Source organism: Trinickia sp. Z7, assembly GCF_056498045.1.
Window position 1 is genome coordinate 126,826 of sequence record NZ_JAUEQW010000005.1, and the last position, 16,762, is coordinate 143,587.

General features: G+C 63.1%; 17 protein-coding genes. 13 read left to right on the forward strand and 4 right to left on the reverse strand.

Translation table 11 applies throughout. The features are described from left to right. Window positions 1-16: 16 nt before the first annotated feature. Window positions 17-304 (reverse strand): H-NS histone family protein, encoded by a 288-nt coding sequence (locus QQS38_RS11370; RefSeq protein WP_479645476.1) that lies wholly within the window; start codon window positions 302-304, stop codon window positions 17-19. Window positions 305-808: 504 nt separating this feature from the next. After that, window positions 809-1,828 (reverse strand): AraC family transcriptional regulator, encoded by a 1,020-nt coding sequence (locus QQS38_RS11375; protein WP_479645477.1) that lies wholly within the window; start codon window positions 1,826-1,828, stop codon window positions 809-811. A 342-nt stretch (window positions 1,829-2,170) separates the two neighbouring features. On the opposite strand from QQS38_RS11375, the gene QQS38_RS11380 reads away from it, so the two are divergent. The 6 genes from QQS38_RS11380 (at window position 2,171) to QQS38_RS11405 (ending at window position 6,023) form a co-directional block, all read left to right on the forward strand. Beyond that, window positions 2,171-3,304 (forward strand): acyl-CoA dehydrogenase, encoded by a 1,134-nt coding sequence (locus QQS38_RS11380; protein WP_479645478.1) that lies wholly within the window; start codon window positions 2,171-2,173, stop codon window positions 3,302-3,304. Between the two features lie 349 nt (window positions 3,305-3,653). Further along, a complete protein-coding gene (locus QQS38_RS11385) occupies window positions 3,654-4,361 on the forward strand; it encodes a succinate dehydrogenase iron-sulfur subunit (RefSeq protein ID WP_479645479.1) in 708 nt (235 codons plus the stop codon). 37 nt (window positions 4,362-4,398) lie between these two features. Beyond that, a complete protein-coding gene (locus QQS38_RS11390; protein WP_479645480.1) occupies window positions 4,399-4,734 on the forward strand; it encodes a cupin domain-containing protein in 336 nt (111 codons plus the stop codon). Between the two features lie 37 nt (window positions 4,735-4,771). Further along, on the forward strand, window positions 4,772-4,984 hold the full coding sequence (locus QQS38_RS11395; RefSeq protein WP_479645481.1) for a hypothetical protein: 213 nt from the start codon (window positions 4,772-4,774) through the stop codon (window positions 4,982-4,984). A 126-nt stretch (window positions 4,985-5,110) separates the two neighbouring features. Next, a complete protein-coding gene (locus tag QQS38_RS11400; protein ID WP_479645482.1) occupies window positions 5,111-5,464 on the forward strand; it encodes a carboxymuconolactone decarboxylase family protein in 354 nt (117 codons plus the stop codon). Continuing rightward, window positions 5,448-6,023 (forward strand): hemerythrin domain-containing protein, encoded by a 576-nt coding sequence (locus tag QQS38_RS11405; protein WP_479645483.1) that lies wholly within the window; start codon window positions 5,448-5,450, stop codon window positions 6,021-6,023. Before QQS38_RS11400 ends, QQS38_RS11405 begins: the two co-directional genes overlap by 17 nt. A 606-nt stretch (window positions 6,024-6,629) precedes the next feature. Here the strand turns inward: QQS38_RS11405 and QQS38_RS11410 are convergent. Further along, entirely contained in the window at window positions 6,630-7,433 is an 804-nt protein-coding gene (locus QQS38_RS11410; RefSeq protein WP_479645678.1) for a helix-turn-helix domain-containing protein, read from the reverse strand. A 748-nt stretch (window positions 7,434-8,181) separates the two neighbouring features. Between QQS38_RS11410 and QQS38_RS11415 the strand changes: the two genes are divergently transcribed. From QQS38_RS11415 to QQS38_RS11435, 5 genes are all read left to right on the forward strand, one after another. Next, window positions 8,182-8,430, forward strand: a complete 249-nt coding sequence (locus tag QQS38_RS11415; RefSeq protein WP_479645484.1) for a hypothetical protein — start codon at window positions 8,182-8,184, stop codon at window positions 8,428-8,430. Window positions 8,431-8,795: 365 nt separating this feature from the next. Then, window positions 8,796-10,508 carry an AMP-binding protein gene (locus QQS38_RS11420; protein WP_479645485.1) on the forward strand — a complete coding sequence of 571 codons (1,713 nt, stop codon included), beginning with the start codon at window positions 8,796-8,798 and terminating at the stop codon, window positions 10,506-10,508. A gap of 145 nt (window positions 10,509-10,653) precedes the next feature. Beyond that, window positions 10,654-12,180 carry a CoA-acylating methylmalonate-semialdehyde dehydrogenase gene (locus tag QQS38_RS11425; protein WP_479645486.1) on the forward strand — a complete coding sequence of 509 codons (1,527 nt, stop codon included), beginning with the start codon at window positions 10,654-10,656 and terminating at the stop codon, window positions 12,178-12,180. A gap of 33 nt (window positions 12,181-12,213) precedes the next feature. Next, on the forward strand, window positions 12,214-13,110 hold the full coding sequence (mmsB, locus tag QQS38_RS11430; RefSeq protein WP_479645487.1) for a 3-hydroxyisobutyrate dehydrogenase: 897 nt from the start codon (window positions 12,214-12,216) through the stop codon (window positions 13,108-13,110). 71 nt (window positions 13,111-13,181) lie between these two features. After that, entirely contained in the window at window positions 13,182-14,381 is a 1,200-nt protein-coding gene (locus QQS38_RS11435; protein ID WP_479645488.1) for an enoyl-CoA hydratase/isomerase family protein, read from the forward strand. Window positions 14,382-14,461: 80 nt separating this feature from the next. On the opposite strand, the gene QQS38_RS11440 is transcribed toward QQS38_RS11435, so the two are convergent. After that, a complete protein-coding gene (locus QQS38_RS11440) occupies window positions 14,462-15,184 on the reverse strand; it encodes an autoinducer binding domain-containing protein (protein WP_479645489.1) in 723 nt (240 codons plus the stop codon). Between the two features lie 89 nt (window positions 15,185-15,273). Here QQS38_RS11440 and QQS38_RS11445 point away from each other — a divergent pair, with 89 nt between their 5' ends. After that, on the forward strand, window positions 15,274-15,717 hold the full coding sequence (locus QQS38_RS11445) for a DUF4902 domain-containing protein (RefSeq protein ID WP_479645490.1): 444 nt from the start codon (window positions 15,274-15,276) through the stop codon (window positions 15,715-15,717). Window positions 15,718-15,965: 248 nt separating this feature from the next. Continuing rightward, window positions 15,966-16,586, forward strand: a complete 621-nt coding sequence (locus tag QQS38_RS11450; protein ID WP_479645491.1) for an acyl-homoserine-lactone synthase — start codon at window positions 15,966-15,968, stop codon at window positions 16,584-16,586. Window positions 16,587-16,762: the final 176 nt, after the last annotated feature.

The window sequence follows — 16,762 nt, forward strand, 5'->3', positions numbered from 1 at the left end:
ATTGAGCCGCCCCCCCTCAGTTGCCCACGCGAAATTGTTCGGGGTCTTTGCCCTTCAACCAGCGAGGACGGGGCCCGCGGCCACCCCACGTTTCGCCGGTTTCCGGGTGGCGAAAACGCGGAGCGGTATTGTGCGCGGCTCGCGATTTCCGGCGCGGACCAAATACGTCGTCCGGGGTAAATCCGAATGCGGCGATAGTCTCGCGAATCGTTGCGAGCGCCGCATCCGCTTCCTCTTTGCGCGCCTGCTCAATTTCTGCGTCGAGTGCTTGTTTTCTTGCTAGTAATTCCTTGTACGTCGTCACGGACTCATTCCTCCATACGGTTAATCGTAAGCGCTGGGGCTCCGCCGCTCGGACCTGGACCAGACGCCCTGGTCTTCGCAACAGCGCAATTGTGCGCACACTGCCGTGCTCATAGGCATTAGGCGGAACGGCAATGAGCAATGCGCGTGCCTGATCCGTTCGAGCTAAATGAAAATGGGCCGTTCAATAACGGTAAGGCAAAAGGCCATGCTATCTGCTGGGCATTATAGAGCCGGGATAAACGAGTCGATTCGACGCGCGCATTGCGTGGACGGCCCCGGCCGTAATCAGCATCAGTACCGCGATGACGGCAAGCCCCATCCGACCCAACTCGATGCGGTACCGCGGAACCGGTTGACGGTTTTATCCATGTCCCTCACCTCGAACTCCTATGCACGGCTCGCCTATACGTTACAAGATAGGCAATTGCGCTGAAGAGTCGAGCGACAATTCGTAGGCGGCATCAAGGCGCCTCAACGTGCTGTGGTGGAGCAATCGGCGTGCTCAGCGGCGGGCAGCCTTGGGCGGCCGATAGTCGGTCGGTCGAGCGCCGGTCCACTTGCGAAAAGCACGATGGAACGCGCTTGGCTCGGCGAAGCCGAGCGCGACGGCGATGTCGGCAATGGTTCGGTCACCGCCTTGTAAGGCGGAGATGGCCATGTCCCGCCGCAACGCGTCTTTGATCGATTGAAAGGTCTCCCCTTCGCGCTTGAGCCTGCGCCGCATCGTCGCTTCGGCGAGACCCAGTTCGACGGCCAGGGTATCGGCGCCGGGCCATGCCTCGATCGGGTGCGTCCGCAGCGCGCGCCGCACGCGCGCACCGAGCGAATCGGGGTTGCGGTACTTGACGATGAAACTCGCAGGCGCATTGCGCAGAAACGTTTTCAGCGAGTTCGCCGTTTGAATGACGGGCAATTCCAAGAACGCCGGCGCGAGGTCGACATAAGAGGCGAGTTCGCCGAAGCGCAGGTCGTCGCAAAACATCGAGCGGTATTCGTGCCCCGCAGCAGGCTCGGCGCAACTGAAGCGTGCTGCATGCACCGGAATGCGCCGCCCGACCAGCCAACAGACGACGCCATACACGAGGATGAAGTGGGTCGCGTAGGCGAACATTTCCTTCTCGCGCACGCCCTCGCGCAATCGGTACACCAGGCGTACGCGTTCATGCGTCGCGTCGACTTGGGCAGCGAGATCGTCCAGCACGAGCCGCATGAATCCCGTCGTGCGTGCGATTGCCTGTGCGCCGTTACGTGCGGTCAGCGCCGCTTGGCACATCGCGATGAAACTGCCGCTGCGCATCGGGTGCGAATCTTGACCGAAGAACTCGTCGTCGAGCCCACGGCCGATCGCATTCCACAACGCGCCGTATTGCGCCGAGGAGACGCGGGCGTGCGGGGCCGCCAGCAACTGCGGCGAGATGCCCGCTTGCTCGAGCATGGGCGCAGGATCGGCGCCGCGGCGCTTCACGCAACGAACGGCTTCTTCGACGAGCCTGACGGCGATGGTCCCTTTTTCTTTGTCCATGTCTTGTTGCTTTCGACCTGCCGGTGCACGCAGCCGCCCCGTGGCAAATGCGCTCACGACGAATGAGCGGCCTGAGCATCGAAAGCGGCCGCCGCTGTGCCTACACTTCGTCGCATGCCGGCCGCTCGCTGGCGGCGCCAGGATGCCAGCCTCAGCCGGCCGCGCTCTCGCGTGCATCGAGTCCGAGAGTGTAATGCCGGCGCAAGGTCTCGCCAAGACCGAGCCGCCCACGCCCATGGTCGCGATACGTCGCCGTTCGCTCGTTACCGATCCATGCGGTTGCAATGGCTGGACGCGGGCTGAATCGATTTCACCCTTCTCGAACAATTGACTGCCACTGCGATGGACGAGCTTTACACCGACGAACAAAGAATGATTCGCGACGCTGCGCACGAATTCGCGACACAGTGCTTGGCGCCGCATGCCGCCGAGTGGGACCGTGACGGCGCCCTGCCCGCGCAAATCGTTCGCCAGATGGGTGAGCTTGGACTGCTCGGTATGATGGTGCCGCCCGAACTTGGCGGCACTTATACCGACTACATTGCCTATGCGCTAGCCATCGAGGAAATCGCAGCCGGTTGCGCGGCCTGCGCGACACTCATGAGCGTCCACAATTCGGTCGGCTGCGGCCCGATCTTGAAGTTCGGCACGCCCGAGCAGCAGGCGCGCTGGCTGCAGGCGCTTGCGCTCGGCAAGACGATCGGCGCGTTCTGTCTCACGGAGCCGCACGCGGGCTCCGAAGCGCACAATTTGAGGACTCGCGCCGTCCTGACCGACGGGCGATGGGTTATCAACGGCAGCAAGCAATTCGTCACGAGCGGCGGGCGTGCCGGCGTGGCGATCGTGTTTGCCCTCACGGATCCGGACCTGGGAAAGCGCGGCTTGTCGGCCTTCATCGTGCCGACGGACACCCCTGGTTTCACGGTCGGGCGCCCTGAAAACAAGCTAGGGATTCGTGCCTCAGACACCTGCCCGATCACGCTCGAAGATTGCGCCGTGCCCGAGGAAAACTTGCTTGGCGCCCGCGGCGAAGGGCTCAAGATCGCTTTATCGAATCTGGAAGGCGGCCGGATCGGGATCGCGGCGCAGGCCGTCGGCATTGCACGCGCCGCTTTCGACGCGGCTAGGGAATATGCTGGCGACCGAATTCAATTCGGCAAGGCGATCAGGGAGCATCAAGCGATCGCCCATATGCTCGCCGATATGGCCACGCGCCTGAATGCGGCACGTCTGCTCGTCCATCACGCCGCACGGCTGCGCAGCGCGGGCAAACCTTGCTTGTCGGAAGCCTCTCAAGCGAAATTGTACGCCTCCGAAGTGGCGGAACAGGTGTGCTCGAAGGCGATTCAAATTCACGGGGGCTACGGCTACCTCGCCGACTACCCGGTCGAGCGCCACTACCGCGACGCGCGCATCACGCAGATCTACGAGGGGACGAGCGAGGTCCAGCGGATGGTGATCGCTCGGCATTTGTGACCGTGGATTTGTGACCGTGGTAATCACCGGGTCTGCCATCTGACGCAGCCACCCTTCACGGAGATCTTCCGCAAGCCGCGCCACGGCGCACGATCGTGCCCGGCGGGGTCACCGCCGCCTGGTTCGTCAGCATCTATATATCATGTTGTGATATAACATCGATATCTTGATCTACCGCAACCGCCTCCGGTTTTGCCGAGCTAATCTACGGAAAGCATAGGAGTGCAATCGCGACGGCCGGCTCGAGAAGGTGGCGCCCAGCAACGCGTTGCGTCGCCGGGTCGGACACGACCTTCGAATCGCTCAACGCCAACGCACCACGAGCGCTGCTCCACGAGGAGGAAACATCGTGAGTGAGACAAGAGTCTTCGAAATCTTTCGCTACGACCCGGACCGGGATCCGAAGCCGTACATGCAAACGTACGAGATCGAGGTGTCGCCGCATGACCGGATGTTGCTCGACGTTCTCATCCGGCTCAAGGCGCAAGACGAGACGCTAAGCTTTCGACGCTCGTGCCGCGAAGGCGTGTGCGGCTCGGATGCCATGAATATCAACCGCAAGAACGGACTCGCCTGCATCACCAACCTGAACGAGCTCCCCCGTCACACGGTGTTGCGCCCGCTGCCGGGATTGCCGGTCGTTCGCGACCTGATCGTGGACATGACTGCGTTCTTCAAGCAATACCATTCGATCAAGCCCTACTTGATCAACGACACGCCCCCACCCGAGCGGGAAAGGCGCCAGACGCCGGAGGAGCGCGATCAACTCGACGGCCTTTACGAGTGCATTCTGTGCGCGTGTTGTTCGAGCGCGTGCCCCTCCTTCTGGTGGAATCCGGACAAATACGTTGGCCCCGCGGGGCTGCTACAGGCCTATCGCTTTCTCGTCGACTCGCGCGACGAAGGTACGGGCGAGCGGCTCGACAATCTCGACGATCCATATCGCCTATTCCGCTGCCGCACAATTTTGAACTGCACGGACGTCTGTCCCAAGGGCCTGAATCCGGCAAAGGCAATCGGCGAAATTCGCAGCATGCTTGCGCGCAGGGCAATTTGAACGATGCGCCGAGCAAAACTAAAGTAGCGAGGCAGTGATGGCAATTCCACGGGCGACACAGGGCGAGTTGATCGACGTTAGACCACTCGGCGATGCATTGCACGATTCGAAGTCCCTCACGCTCATACGCACGGACCACCTGGAGGTCGTTCGGCTCGTACTTCCGGCCGGTAAGCACATTCCCGAGCACCGGGCGCCGGGAGAGATCACCGTGCAGTGCCTGGAAGGTGCGGTCAAATTCGGCACCGCCGCGGGAGTGCAACTGATGCGCAGCGGCGACATGTTGTTCCTGCCCAGCGAGGAAGCGCATTGGCTCGAGGCCGTGGAAAGCGCCTCTGTGCTCGTCACCCTCTATCTCCCGCATGATCGTTAGGCCGGCCGGGCCCGGTCGGCCAGAGGAATAGATGCCCATGAGCGAGCAGCGACGCATTGAGTTTCTCGTCGAACGCGAGGGCCTGCAGCAGGCCACCGAGTGGGTGCGTCGCACGATGCAGATCTACCGCCGGGCGGTCCTCAACAAGGGACATTTCGCGCACTCCTATCCCTACCGGCGCCGCTTCATCGTGGCGTATCTGGAGTTCAAGAGATGGTTGAGAGCGGGTTCCACGACAGGCCCGACGTAACGGCAGGCTTCGCGGCTCACGCAATTTCTCGCGGCGTCGGCACCGGCGCGTCGTGCGCGATTGGCGGCGACCATGTCGAGTGCGAACGTCCGCGTTTTTCGTAAGAGGTGAATGATGGAAAACTCGATGTATCCACAGTCAAGCCCGGACATTGCCCGGCAACGCAGGGAACTCGCACCCGATACGCTCGCCGCGTTCCGGGCTTTCAGTGCCAGTGTTTTTGCCGACGGTGCGTTGCCGGCAAGGACGAAACAACTCATCGCAGTGGCCGTCGCGCACGTCACGCAGTGCCCTTATTGCATACGGGGACATACGAAGGAGGCCTTGAAGGCCGGCGCATCGGAAAACGAGATCATGGAAGCAATCTGGGTCGCGGCTGAGATGCGAGCCGGTGCAGCGTACGCGCATTCGACACTTGCACTCGACGTCATGAGGCAAGAGGGGCTATCGCGCGAGGCTCAGCATGGCGAGCATCATTGACAACTTGATCGCCGAACACCGGCGTTTGGAGCAGCTCGTGCGACTGCTCGAACGCCGATCGATGCTACGCGATGCACAAGCCGCGGCCAACAGTGCGCTGCTCGTGGATGCCCTGTACTACTTGACGCGGTTTCCCGACGTGAATCACCACGCGTTGGAGGACCGCATTATCGATCGCCTGCTCGAGAAGAAAATGTTGCCCCCCGAAGTGGGAAGCGAACTGGCGGCGCAGCATGCGACGCTGGCTCGCCAAGGTCACGAGCTGATTCAGGATCTCGAATCCATGTTGCGCGACGAAAATATGTCCGGCGAGCTCCTCGAGTTTCGTGTCCGGCTGTACGCTGAGCGGCTGCGGCACAACATGGCGGTCGAAGAACTCACGATGTTTCCTATCGCGGCGCGCCACCTGGATTCCGTCGATTGGGCCTCGATTCTGCAGGCAAGCGTGCAACGGCCGGCCGACCCGCTCTTTCAAATGCCGGTGCATGAGCGGTTCGTGCAACTGCACCGCGTCATCGCTACCGAAGCCGATTGCGGATGCCAGGAGGGCAGCGAGTAGCGGCGCCGGCGCCACAAGGCGGGGCCGTCGACCGCGTCCGTGATCCCGCTCCGCTTGCGATCTATGACGGCGTTCTCCTCGATGCTATCCCAGTTGCGACGTCCGTTGCCACTGGCCGCGGTTCCGGATGGACCGCGGGAGGATCGCTTGCCGGGAAGCTCTCGGCCCCCGCCTCGTCGATCAGGGCTTCGAGGTGATCTGCGCGCTGACTGGCCGCGCGCTCGACTTCACGAAGAATTTGCATGATTGGCCTCACTGATGGCCTCGACCGAGATTAGTCCGAGGATGCCACTTTGGATGCCCGTCGCGGCGAGCTACAAAGCCGGACAACGAGATTATCGCCCAATGGCGTGACGAGCGGTTTGCCCCGGCACCTTCGGCACTTGTCGATTTTGATCAGATTGCAGCTCACTAACGGCTGTAGGTCGGGCCATTCGATGCCGACCTCGTCGGGGGTACGAGCGACCAGCATGAGGGTAGCGATTTCATGCGGCGTCAACATCGGGAAATTCGTGGCGCATTCGCGGGGGTCTTTCATCAATGTCCTCCTGGCCGGCTTTTTTGACAAGCGATGCTCGAGCACGTAACACGTACGCGTACTGCGTCCTACTGAACCAGGAAGGCAGAACTGCAAACGTCCGGCTCCTGATTGCGCAACCCATCGATATCGAGAATTCGCAGATCCCTGCCATGCACCTCGATCAAACGCCGCGCCTGCAATTTCGATAACATCCGGCTAACCGTCTCGAGCGTCAGTCCCAAATGACTACCGATTTCCTCACGCGTCATCTTCAGCGTGAACGCTTCGGCAGAGTAGCCACGTGCCTGCCAGCGCCGCGACAAGTCGGCCAGAAAGATGGCCACCCGCTCCTCTGCCGTCGCGACGCCGATCAGCATCATGAGCGCGGATGCTCGTACGATCTCGGCACTGAGCATCTGGTGGACATGGTGTTGGATCGCTTTCACTTCCCGGCATAACATCTCGAGCAGATCGAACGGCATCACGCACACGGAACTGTCTTCCAGTGCGATCGCCTCGCAACGATAGCTGCCACTGGCAATGCCATCGAAGCCGAGTGTTTCGCCCACTATCGCGAAACCCGTGACCTGCTCCCGCCCCTCGCGATGGGTGACCACCGTCTTGAACGACCCTGAGCGGACCGCATAAATGTTTCCGAATGTGTCGCCCGGGCGAAACAACGCATGCCCGCGCCTTACGGTGCGCACGCACTGCACGGCATCGTTGAGGCGCTCGTGTGCCAGGGGGTCGCTTGGGCGAGCGGCGCAAAGCGCTGCCATCGCGCACGTTTTGCAGCCGATGTCCCGCGTGCCTTGATTGCCCTGTTGCGCGATGAACTCACGATACGTGCTAGAAGGGCGGACTCTCCGAGGTTCGATTGGAGTCGACATATTTTCCTCTGGCCGTGAGCATCGAGGTGGCCGGACGTATGGGCAAGGCGGACCAAACGCGAGGTTGGTCATCCTCGACTCGCGTTTAACGTGTACCAACTATACATGTTTTGCAGTAGATTAACAATGTCAGTTGGCGGGCGACTCGATGCCGCATCGAGTTACCGGCTGAGCACCGCAGCACCAGCGACATCCCGCCAACCGGTGCTCTGGACGCCATCGCGTGGCGCATTCACCTCGCAAGCGAGAGATCTACTCGGAATCGGTCGGGGTCCGTCTGTCGCCGCTAAAAGATATGCAGCTTGTATATGTTATAAGCGAGACAGCGCCCCATGGGGTGTACCACCAATCGAGTCCGGTTCTCGTCTCCCCGCCCGTCCCGCCACGCCAAATTCGAGCACGTGAAGACGGGCCCCCATCGACGCGCCTCACTACCGCCTTAGCGGCCAGCCGCCGGCGAAGCTGCAAATGGCCCAAGCGCGATGCAGGCGCCAGGCCAATCCCCGATGAACCCGAGGCCAATTTTCGATGCGTCTGGCGTTTCCCGCCCAGCTACTCGATTACTCGTGAAATGTGTAACACCGTGATACGCGATGGCACCCGACGGCACGCAATCATCCTTTGTTTTCATGGTGTTATCGCCGTGGGTCGCACACGGAGCGACGCCAGAAACGTTCTCGTCTTAAGGATCGTTTAAGCCGGCTTGAGCAACATCGGCGCGCTGCTATTCGCGATGGAGGCCGGCCCGATGACTGACCCGCAACAACATGCCATGCCGCGCAAGCCGTCTACGATGCTGCGGCGCATCCTGAGCCATCACGAAATCGCCACGCTGCTGCTGTTGCTGCATTCGCCGATCGACGTGTCCGCCAAGCCCGAGATCCCGATGCTGCAAGAGGCGGGCCTCGTCGAGCCGATCACCTCCGAATCGGGCGACACCCGCTTTCAATTGACCGACGACGGCAACGCCGTCCTTCGCGGCCTGGGCGTGCGCTGATCAGCGCTTTGCATCGCATCGGCATTCGGCCTGCCCGGCTGCGTGTTCCCCGCTTTACGCGCACCCGGGTTTCTCGGCGCAACGCTCGGCCAATTTGCGATCGCGTCCTCATGCTTCGGAGCGGGCCACAGGTCTCTATGACTGCCGCGCTTGCGCGGGGTGGTAAATGCGCTCACGCAAAGTGAGCGGGTTGAGCATCGAAACCGGCCCGGCCGCTGCCTACACTTCGACGCGTAGCACATCGGCATAAGCGGCCGTAGGCGCGGCGCGACTACGCTGCCAGCATATCGGCGTCTATAAATAAGAATCGACCCGGCGCGCATCGAACGCGCGAGACATGGCCAAAGCGACACAGGAGACAAGCTATGACGCCAGCACAGCGCTTTCTGACGGCGCGCGACTTCCTATTGCGCCATCGCACCGACTATGAGCTCGCCTACCGCGAGTTCGCTTGGCCGGCTCTGGATGCGTTCAACTGGGCGCTCGACTACTTCGATCCAATGGCGCGCGGCAACGATAACCCGGCGCTCGCGCTCGTCGATGCGGGCACCGGCGAGGCGACCGTGTTTTCTTTCGCGCACATGTCGGAACGCTCGGCGCGCATCGCGAATTACCTGCGTGGGCTCGGCGTCGAACGCGGCGACCGGATCTTGCTCATGCTGCCCAATCGCGTCGAGCTGTGGGACGCCATGCTCGCTGCGATCAAGCTGGGCGCGGTGCTCATGCCCGCCACCACGCAGTTGTCGACCGACGATTTGCGCGACCGGATCGGCATCGGCCAGCCGCAGTTCGCGATCGTCGACGCCGCCGAATGCGGCAAGTTCGACGCGATCGATGCCCGCCTCGTCAAGATGGCCGTGGGGACGAGCGGCGCCGCGCCGGCCGGATGGCACTCCTTTGCCGAAGGCTACTCGGCGAGCGCCGCATTCGAGCCGCGCGGCGTGACGCAAGCGCGCGACCCGCTGCTGCTCTATTTCACCTCGGGCACGACGTCCAAACCGAAGCTCGTCGAACATACCCACGAGAGCTACCCCGTCGGCAGCTTATCGACGATGTATTGGATCGGCCTGCAGCCTGGCGACGTCCATTGGAACATCAGCTCGCCGGGCTGGGCAAAGCACGCGTGGAGTTGCTTTTTCGCACCATGGAACGCTCAAGCGTGCGTCTTCATCCTCAATTACGCACGCTTCGATGCGCAGGCCACGCTTGAAACGCTGGTGAGTCGCGGCGTCACGACGCTGTGCGCGCCGCCAACCGTCTGGCGCATGCTCGTGCAAGAGCCGCTCGCCTCGTACGCCGTTTCGTTGCGGGAAATCGTCGGCGCCGGCGAACCGCTCAATCCTGAAATCATCGAGCGCGTGAAAGCCGCGTGGGGCATCACGATTCGCGACGGGTACGGCCAGACCGAGACCACGTGCCAAATCGGCAACTCGCCAGGGCAACCGGTCGTCCCGGGTGCGATGGGGCGCCCGATGCCGGGGTACCGCGTCGTGCTGGTCGACCCCGACGGCCAGCCGGCCGAGGAAGGTGAGATCGCCCTGCCGCTCGATCCTGCCACCGGCCGCGGGCCGCTCGGGTTGATGACGCGCTACGCGAACAACGCGGATGCCACGGCGCACGTCCTGCGCGACGCGCGCTATCACACCTCCGACATCGCCATGCGCCGCCAGGACGGCTATTACGTATACGTGGGCCGGGCCGACGACGTCTTCAAATCGTCGGACTATCGTCTAAGCCCGTTCGAACTCGAAAGCGTGCTGATCGAGCACGAAGCGGTCGCCGAGGCCGCGGTCGTGCCCAGCCCAGACCCGTTACGGCTGTCGGTCCCGAAAGCGTACGTCATGCTGCGTCACGGCTATGAGTTCACCCCCGAACTGGCCAAGCGCATTTTCGCGTTCTCGCGCGAGCGGCTTTCGCCGTACAAGCGCATCCGGCGCCTCGAGGCCTACGACTTGCCGAAAACCATCTCAGGCAAGATCCGCCGCGTCGAACTGCGTCGCCGGGAAATCGACCGGGGGGACGCCGCCGAGCGCCTGCCCGGCGAGTATTGGGAAGAAGATTTCCCGGACCTTCGATGACGATCCCCGCGATGCGCCCTGCGCCCCACTCGCCTCACCCGCTGCAACGATCCTCGCAAGCCGCGCAATCGTGCGCGCGGGCTTGCCGTTTCGCGCCTGGCTCGCGCCAGGCGTGTTTTCCCATTCAATGAACCGGAGCCTATCGATGAGCGCATCTTCCGCCAACGGCGCCAGCATTCCGACCGTCAAGCTTCTGATCAACGGCGAATTCGTTCAATCCGTTTCCACCGAGTGGCGGGACATCGTCAACCCGGCCACCCAGGAGGTGCTCGCGCGGGTGCCCTTCGCAACCCGTGCCGAAATCGACGCCGCGGTGGGGGCCGCGCAGGCGGCCTTCGCTCAGTGGAAAGCCACCCCGATCGGGACGCGCGCGCGAATCATGTTGAAGTACCAGGCGCTCATTCGCGAACACATGCCGCGAATCGCCAAAATCCTGACGGCGGAACAAGGCAAAACGCTGCCCGACGCCGAAGGCGACATCTTTCGCGGCTTGGAGGTGGTCGAGCATGCCGCTTCGATCGGCACCTTGCAACTGGGCGAGTTCGCCGAGAACGTCGCCTCCGGCGTCGACACCTACACGCTGCGCCAGCCGATCGGCGTTTGCGCCGGCATCACGCCGTTCAACTTTCCGGCAATGATCCCGCTGTGGATGTTCCCGATGGCGATCGTCTGCGGCAACACGTTCGTGCTCAAGCCGTCGGAGCAGGACCCGCTTTCCACCATGGCGCTCGTCGAATTGGCGCTCGAAGCGGGCATTCCGCGCGGCGTGCTGAATGTCGTGCATGGTGGCAAAGAAGCGGTCGACGCGCTGTGCACGCACGAATCGATCAAAGCGGTTTCCTTCGTCGGATCGACGGCCGTGGGCACTCACGTGTACAACTTGGCGAGCCAGCACGGCAAACGCGTGCAATCGATGATGGGCGCGAAAAACCACGCCGTCGTTTTGCCCGACGCCAATCGCGAACAGACGCTCAACGCGCTCGTCGGCGCCGGCTTCGGCGCGGCGGGGCAGCGCTGCATGGCGACTTCGGCCGTCGTACTCGTTGGACAAGCACGCGAATGGCTCCCCGATCTCGTTGCGCGCGCGAAAACGCTGAAGGTCAATGCCGGCATCGAGCCGAATACCGACCTCGGCCCCGTCGTCTCCAATGTGGCCAAAGAGCGCATTTTGTCGCTGATCGCCAAAGGCGTCGACGAAGGCGCGACTTTGGCGCTCGATGGACGCGGCGTGACGGTGCCCGGCTACGAGTGTGGCAACTTCATCGGCCCGACCGTCTTCACGGGCGTGACGACCGATATGACGATCTATCGCACGGAAATCTTCGGTCCCGTGCTCGTCGTGCTCGAAGCCGCAACACTCGACGACGCGATCGCCCTCGTGAACCGCAATCCGTTCGGCAACGGCGTCGGGCTCTTCACACAAAGCGGCGCCGCGGCCCGCAAGTTCCAAAGCGAAATCGACATCGGCCAAGTCGGGATCAACATCCCGATTCCGGTGCCGGTACCGTTTTTCAGCTTCACGGGTTCGCGCGGCTCGAAGCTGGGCGATTTGGGACCCTACGGCAAGCAAGTCGTTCAGTTCTACACGCAGACGAAAACGGTCACCGCGCGCTGGTTCGACGATGCGGGTCCCGCGGCCGGCGCCGTCAACACGACGATCAGCCTGCGCTGAACCCGCGCCTTTACTTCGCGAAGGAGACTTGCCATGAAGGTTGGATTCGTCGGCTTGGGCAACATGGGCGCGCCGATGGCGCGCAATCTGCTGAAGCACGGCCACGCGCTGCAAGCATTCGATTTGAGCGAAGCGGCGCTGCGCGCTCTGGCCGATGCGGGGGCGGTGGTCTGCAGCTCGCCCCAGGCGGCCGCGACCGACGTCGAACTCGTGATCACGATGCTGCCGGCAGCGGCGCACGTGCGCGAGGTGCTCGCGGGCGAGCAAGGAGTGCTGGCCGGTATCCCGGCCGGCGTGACGATCGTCGATTCGAGCACGATCGATCCGGCCAGCGTTCAGGGCTTCGCCAAGCTCGCGGCGGCGCAGGGCAACGCCTTCGTCGATGCGCCGGTTTCGGGCGGCACGGGCGGCGCCGCAGCCGGAACGCTCACGTTCATGGTGGGCGCGAACGAGACGCTCTTCGCCGCCGTGAGCCCCGTGCTCGGCGCGATGGGCAAGAACATCGTCCGCTGCGGCGACACGGGCATGGGCCAAGTCGCGAAGATCTGCAATAACCTGCTGCTGGCGATCACGATGACGGGCGTGGCCGAAGCGATGTCGCTCGGCGCCGCGCTCGGCATCGATCCGAAGGTGCTGGCGGGCATCATCAACACGTCGACGGGCCGCAGTTGGAGCTCGGACACCTACAACCCGTTTCCCGGGATCGTCGAATCGGCGCCCGCATCGCGCGGCTATACAGGCGGGTTCGGTGCGGACCTCATGCTCAAAGACCTAGGCCTCGCTGCAGAAGCGGCGCGCTCGGCGAAGCAGCCGATCTTCATGGGCGCCCTTGCGCAGCAGCTTTACCAGGCGATGAGCGCGGCGGGGCGCGGGGGGCTCGACTTCTCGGCCATCATCTCGCTCTACGAACGACGCACCGGACAGTCATAAAGGTGCGGCGATGCGCCGCACGACATCCTTTCGTTCAAAACACCAAACCCCAACACCAACGGAGTCCCGCAATGAATGCACGTGTCGAACCTTCGCAGGCCGCTCGCGATGGCGCATCGGGCGCACCGGCCGAGGGGCGCGTGCTCCATCACGTCGTCAATGGCGTCGCGATCTTGACGCTCGATCGACCGCAAGCGCTCAACGCCCTCTCTCACGCGATGTTGCGCGAGCTTGCCGCGCACATCGAGCGCTGCCGCAACGACGAGCGCATCGTGGCCTTGGTGCTGCGAGGCAGCGGCGAAAAAGGCTTTTGCGCGGGTGGCGACGTCCGCGCGCTGTACCACGGGGCCCTCGCGGGACGCGTCGACGGCGCAGACGGTTGGCGCCAATTTTTCATCGACGAGTACCGGCTCGACTTCGCGCTGCACGCGTTTCCCAAACCGATCGTCGCGCTCGCGGACGGTATCGCGATGGGCGGCGGCATGGGTCTAGCGCAGGCGGCGGGGCTGCGCGTCGCCACCGAGCGCAGCAAGATCGCGATGCCAGAAACGCGGATCGGATTCGTTCCCGACGTCGGGGCGACGCGTTTCCTGAGCGTCATGCCGGTCGAACTGTCGTTATACGTTGGTCTGACTGGCGTGGTGCTATCTGGCGCCGACGCGGTTTACTGCGGCTTGGCCGATGTTTGCGTGCCAAGCGAATGGCTGTCCGGATTCGAGGAGCGCCTCGCGCGCCTGCCGCCGAATCAAGTGCTCGAGCGCCTGCGCGAAGCGTTCGTGCCGCCCGCCTCGCCTAGGGCGCCTGCGACGATCGAAGCGTTCGTCCCCGCCATTGAAAAGCATTTCAGCGCGCGTTTGGCCGTCGACGAAATGGCGGCATCGCTGGCGTCGGCGCTGATCGCGAACCCATCGACCGAAATGCGCCCTTGGCTGCAAGCCGCACTCGACGCGCTGCACGGCTACTCGCCGACGATGCTGCACGTCACGCGTGAGGCGCTCTTGCGCGGAAGGCAGGTCACGCTGGCCGACGCTTATCGCATGGAACTGGGCATCGTCTCGCGTGCGATCGAAGAAGGCGATTTTCGCGAGGGCGTGCGCGCGCACCTCGTCGACAAGGACCGCGCGCCGCGCTGGCAGCCGTCTTCGCTGGGCGAAGTACGTCTCGAGCGCGTTGCGCATTTCTTGAATTCGCCTTGGCCGAGCGACACTCATCCGCTCGCCGATCTCGGGGCGTTGCCGCCGCTGCGCTCCTCGTCGCGATTGCCGTCTTGATCTCCACGGGCGGCCTCACGCAGGTCGCCCGCGCATCGACGGCCGATTCGACGAGATCGATCAGCCAACGCGGCGCCGCTTCAGCAAGAAGCGATCAACCCCATCGCAATGGCTTTGACCACGGCTTGCACTTTGTTGGTGGCGTTCAGCTTCAGCAACACGTTATTGACGTGAAAGTTGACCGTGCGCTCGGAGATATTGAGGATCTGGCCGATTTCGTGGGCGGTCTTGCCCTCCCCGGTCCAGCACAGCACCTCGCACTCGCGCGGCGTAAGGACGACGCTGGCCTCCGGCGCGAGGCTCGGCACCAGAAATTCACTCATCAACGAGTGCGACAGATTGGCGAGCCAACTCGCTTGCAATGTCAATTCGTCGACCTCGGCGCTCGTCAGGGCATCGGCGGAGCGCGCCAGCGTCAGCAAACCATACACGCCATGAGCGGCCCAACTGGAATGGGCCACCCCCACCCGCAAGCCGAAATCGTGAGCGTCGCTCCATAACCGGGGGGCGTTGGACGACGCCTCGGGCCAGAGAATGAGCCGCGAACTGGACATGCCCTCGCGCACGGTGGGATCGATGTCGATGAAGCGATTTTCTTGATAGTGCTTCATCCATCCGGACGGATACGTGTCGTAGATGGCGACGGCCGGATTGGATACGGGCAGCGGCACGCGGATCCCATAGCAGCAGTACTCGAAGCCGAGCCGCTTGGCGAATTGTGCTATCCGATCGAACAACTGCCGCTCGTCGCTCGCCGCACGCAGCTCTTCGTAACTGTCCTGCCACCGCAAGGGCGCTTCCATGATTACCCCGAAACGTAACAAAAAGTGGGACACAACGCTGTCATAGTTGCCAGGTCCCACGGCCGCGCCGGACTGCTACAGTCCGGCGCATGAAACATTCTTCCGCCACGCAGTTCAGCCCGAGTGTCGACGGCTATGTCCGTCTCCCGGAGCAGGCCCTCGCCGATCTCCACCTCGTCCACATGGATTCGGCGTCGGACCCCGACTTGCTCGACGATCTTCGCGCCGAAGGCGTCGATGCGAGCAGCGCCGGATATACCGAATGGCAGCGTCCGCGCGGCCCTGGGGGCGCGCACGTCACGCTCGGATGGGATTGGTATGTCGATCGGGCATCCGGTGCGCTGGTCGTGGCGTGGGACGACATCCGCAGCAATGTCATGTGCGTCGACCCCCACGGCTTCGATCTCGGCCCGGCCCAAACCGCGCGAGCGCTGTTGCGACGCGTGGCCGACCTGAACTGGCCGAACGCCGTCGCACAAACCGCGCTTGCGCCGTGGGGACAACCGGCCTTGCGCGGCTCGACGCTCCAATAAGGCAAAGCGCGACCGCCGTTTCGGCCGGGCCGCGCTCGATTGATCTGCTAACCCATTCACAGTGCTCATTTATAAGCAAATCGCCGCCTAATTTCAATCTCATTATTAGAAACGACCGCCATGCCCTGAAGCGTCTCAAAGCTTCGGCAGGCTCGTTCGCACCTGCGCAGTCCTGTCAACGTTGACAGTTACCGACCCTCGGAGCGCGCGCTGTAATGCGCTCATCAAAAACATAAGCGAGGGATTTCATGCGCACATCCGTTCACGGCGACGGGAGCCTGCCCGACGAACTGGGTGCCGCGCTTGCGCATTATCGGCACCGGGTCTTCGTCGAGCAGTTGGGGTGGAAGTTGCCGTGTGCTGATCAACGGTTGGAGCGAGACCAATACGACCGCGACGACACCGTGTATGTCGTCGCCCATGATGAATCGGGGGCCATTTGCGGCTGTGCAAGACTATTGCCCACTACGCATCCTTATCTATTGCAAGAGCTTTTTCCGTCTCTGTTGGCCGACGGGATGCAGTTGCCGAAGTCGCTGCATGTCTGGGAGCTCTCGCGCTTTGCCGCGAGCACGGCTGGCGACGAGGATGGCGCTTGGGCCGTGCGGCCGATGCTCGCAGCCGTCGTCGAGTGCGCACTGAAACTCGGCGCACGGCAATTGATCGGGGTCACGTTTCTGAGCATGGAGCGCCTATTTCGTCGAATCGGCGTGCACGCGCACCGGGCAGGGCCCGCGCAGCGCATCGACGGGCGAATGGTCGTCGCTTGCTGGATCGATTTGGACGAGCAAACGTTGCACGCCCTGGGGCTCGACCCGGCGCCGGCGGCGGAACGTCTCGGCGAACCGGCGCTGCAAGCCTGCGCGTGACCCGGCCGCGGCGCGCGGCCCGTCCCGCTCGAAGACTGATCCATGGGGGCATTGCCCCCGAGGCGCTCGTGAAGCGGCTCAGCACCATGACTTCGCCATCGCGCCCGCCCCCATCAGCCATCACTGGTATCGAAGCGCATGTTTTGCAATCGAGCGATCGTCTACGACGGCGTCTG

Excerpts from the sequence above, each read along its gene's own strand:
- QQS38_RS11375 (WP_479645477.1), bottom strand. The coding sequence starts at position 1,828 with ATGGACAAAGAAAAAGGGACCATCGCCGTCAGGCTCGTCGAAGAAGCC.
- QQS38_RS11380 (WP_479645478.1), top strand. The coding sequence starts at position 2,171 with ATGGACGAGCTTTACACCGACGAACAAAGAATGATTCGCGACGCTGCG.
- QQS38_RS11390 (WP_479645480.1), top strand. The coding sequence starts at position 4,399 with ATGGCAATTCCACGGGCGACACAGGGCGAGTTGATCGACGTTAGACCA.
- QQS38_RS11395 (WP_479645481.1), top strand. The coding sequence starts at position 4,772 with ATGAGCGAGCAGCGACGCATTGAGTTTCTCGTCGAACGCGAGGGCCTG.
- QQS38_RS11400 (WP_479645482.1), top strand. The coding sequence starts at position 5,111 with ATGTATCCACAGTCAAGCCCGGACATTGCCCGGCAACGCAGGGAACTC.
- QQS38_RS11405 (WP_479645483.1), top strand. The coding sequence starts at position 5,448 with ATGGCGAGCATCATTGACAACTTGATCGCCGAACACCGGCGTTTGGAG.
- QQS38_RS11410 (WP_479645678.1), bottom strand. The coding sequence starts at position 7,433 with ATGTCGACTCCAATCGAACCTCGGAGAGTCCGCCCTTCTAGCACGTAT.
- QQS38_RS11415 (WP_479645484.1), top strand. The coding sequence starts at position 8,182 with ATGACTGACCCGCAACAACATGCCATGCCGCGCAAGCCGTCTACGATG.
- QQS38_RS11420 (WP_479645485.1), top strand. The coding sequence starts at position 8,796 with ATGACGCCAGCACAGCGCTTTCTGACGGCGCGCGACTTCCTATTGCGC.
- QQS38_RS11425 (WP_479645486.1), top strand. The coding sequence starts at position 10,654 with ATGAGCGCATCTTCCGCCAACGGCGCCAGCATTCCGACCGTCAAGCTT.
- mmsB (WP_479645487.1), top strand. The coding sequence starts at position 12,214 with ATGAAGGTTGGATTCGTCGGCTTGGGCAACATGGGCGCGCCGATGGCG.
- QQS38_RS11435 (WP_479645488.1), top strand. The coding sequence starts at position 13,182 with ATGAATGCACGTGTCGAACCTTCGCAGGCCGCTCGCGATGGCGCATCG.
- QQS38_RS11440 (WP_479645489.1), bottom strand. The coding sequence starts at position 15,184 with ATGGAAGCGCCCTTGCGGTGGCAGGACAGTTACGAAGAGCTGCGTGCG.
- QQS38_RS11445 (WP_479645490.1), top strand. The coding sequence starts at position 15,274 with ATGAAACATTCTTCCGCCACGCAGTTCAGCCCGAGTGTCGACGGCTAT.
- QQS38_RS11450 (WP_479645491.1), top strand. The coding sequence starts at position 15,966 with ATGCGCACATCCGTTCACGGCGACGGGAGCCTGCCCGACGAACTGGGT.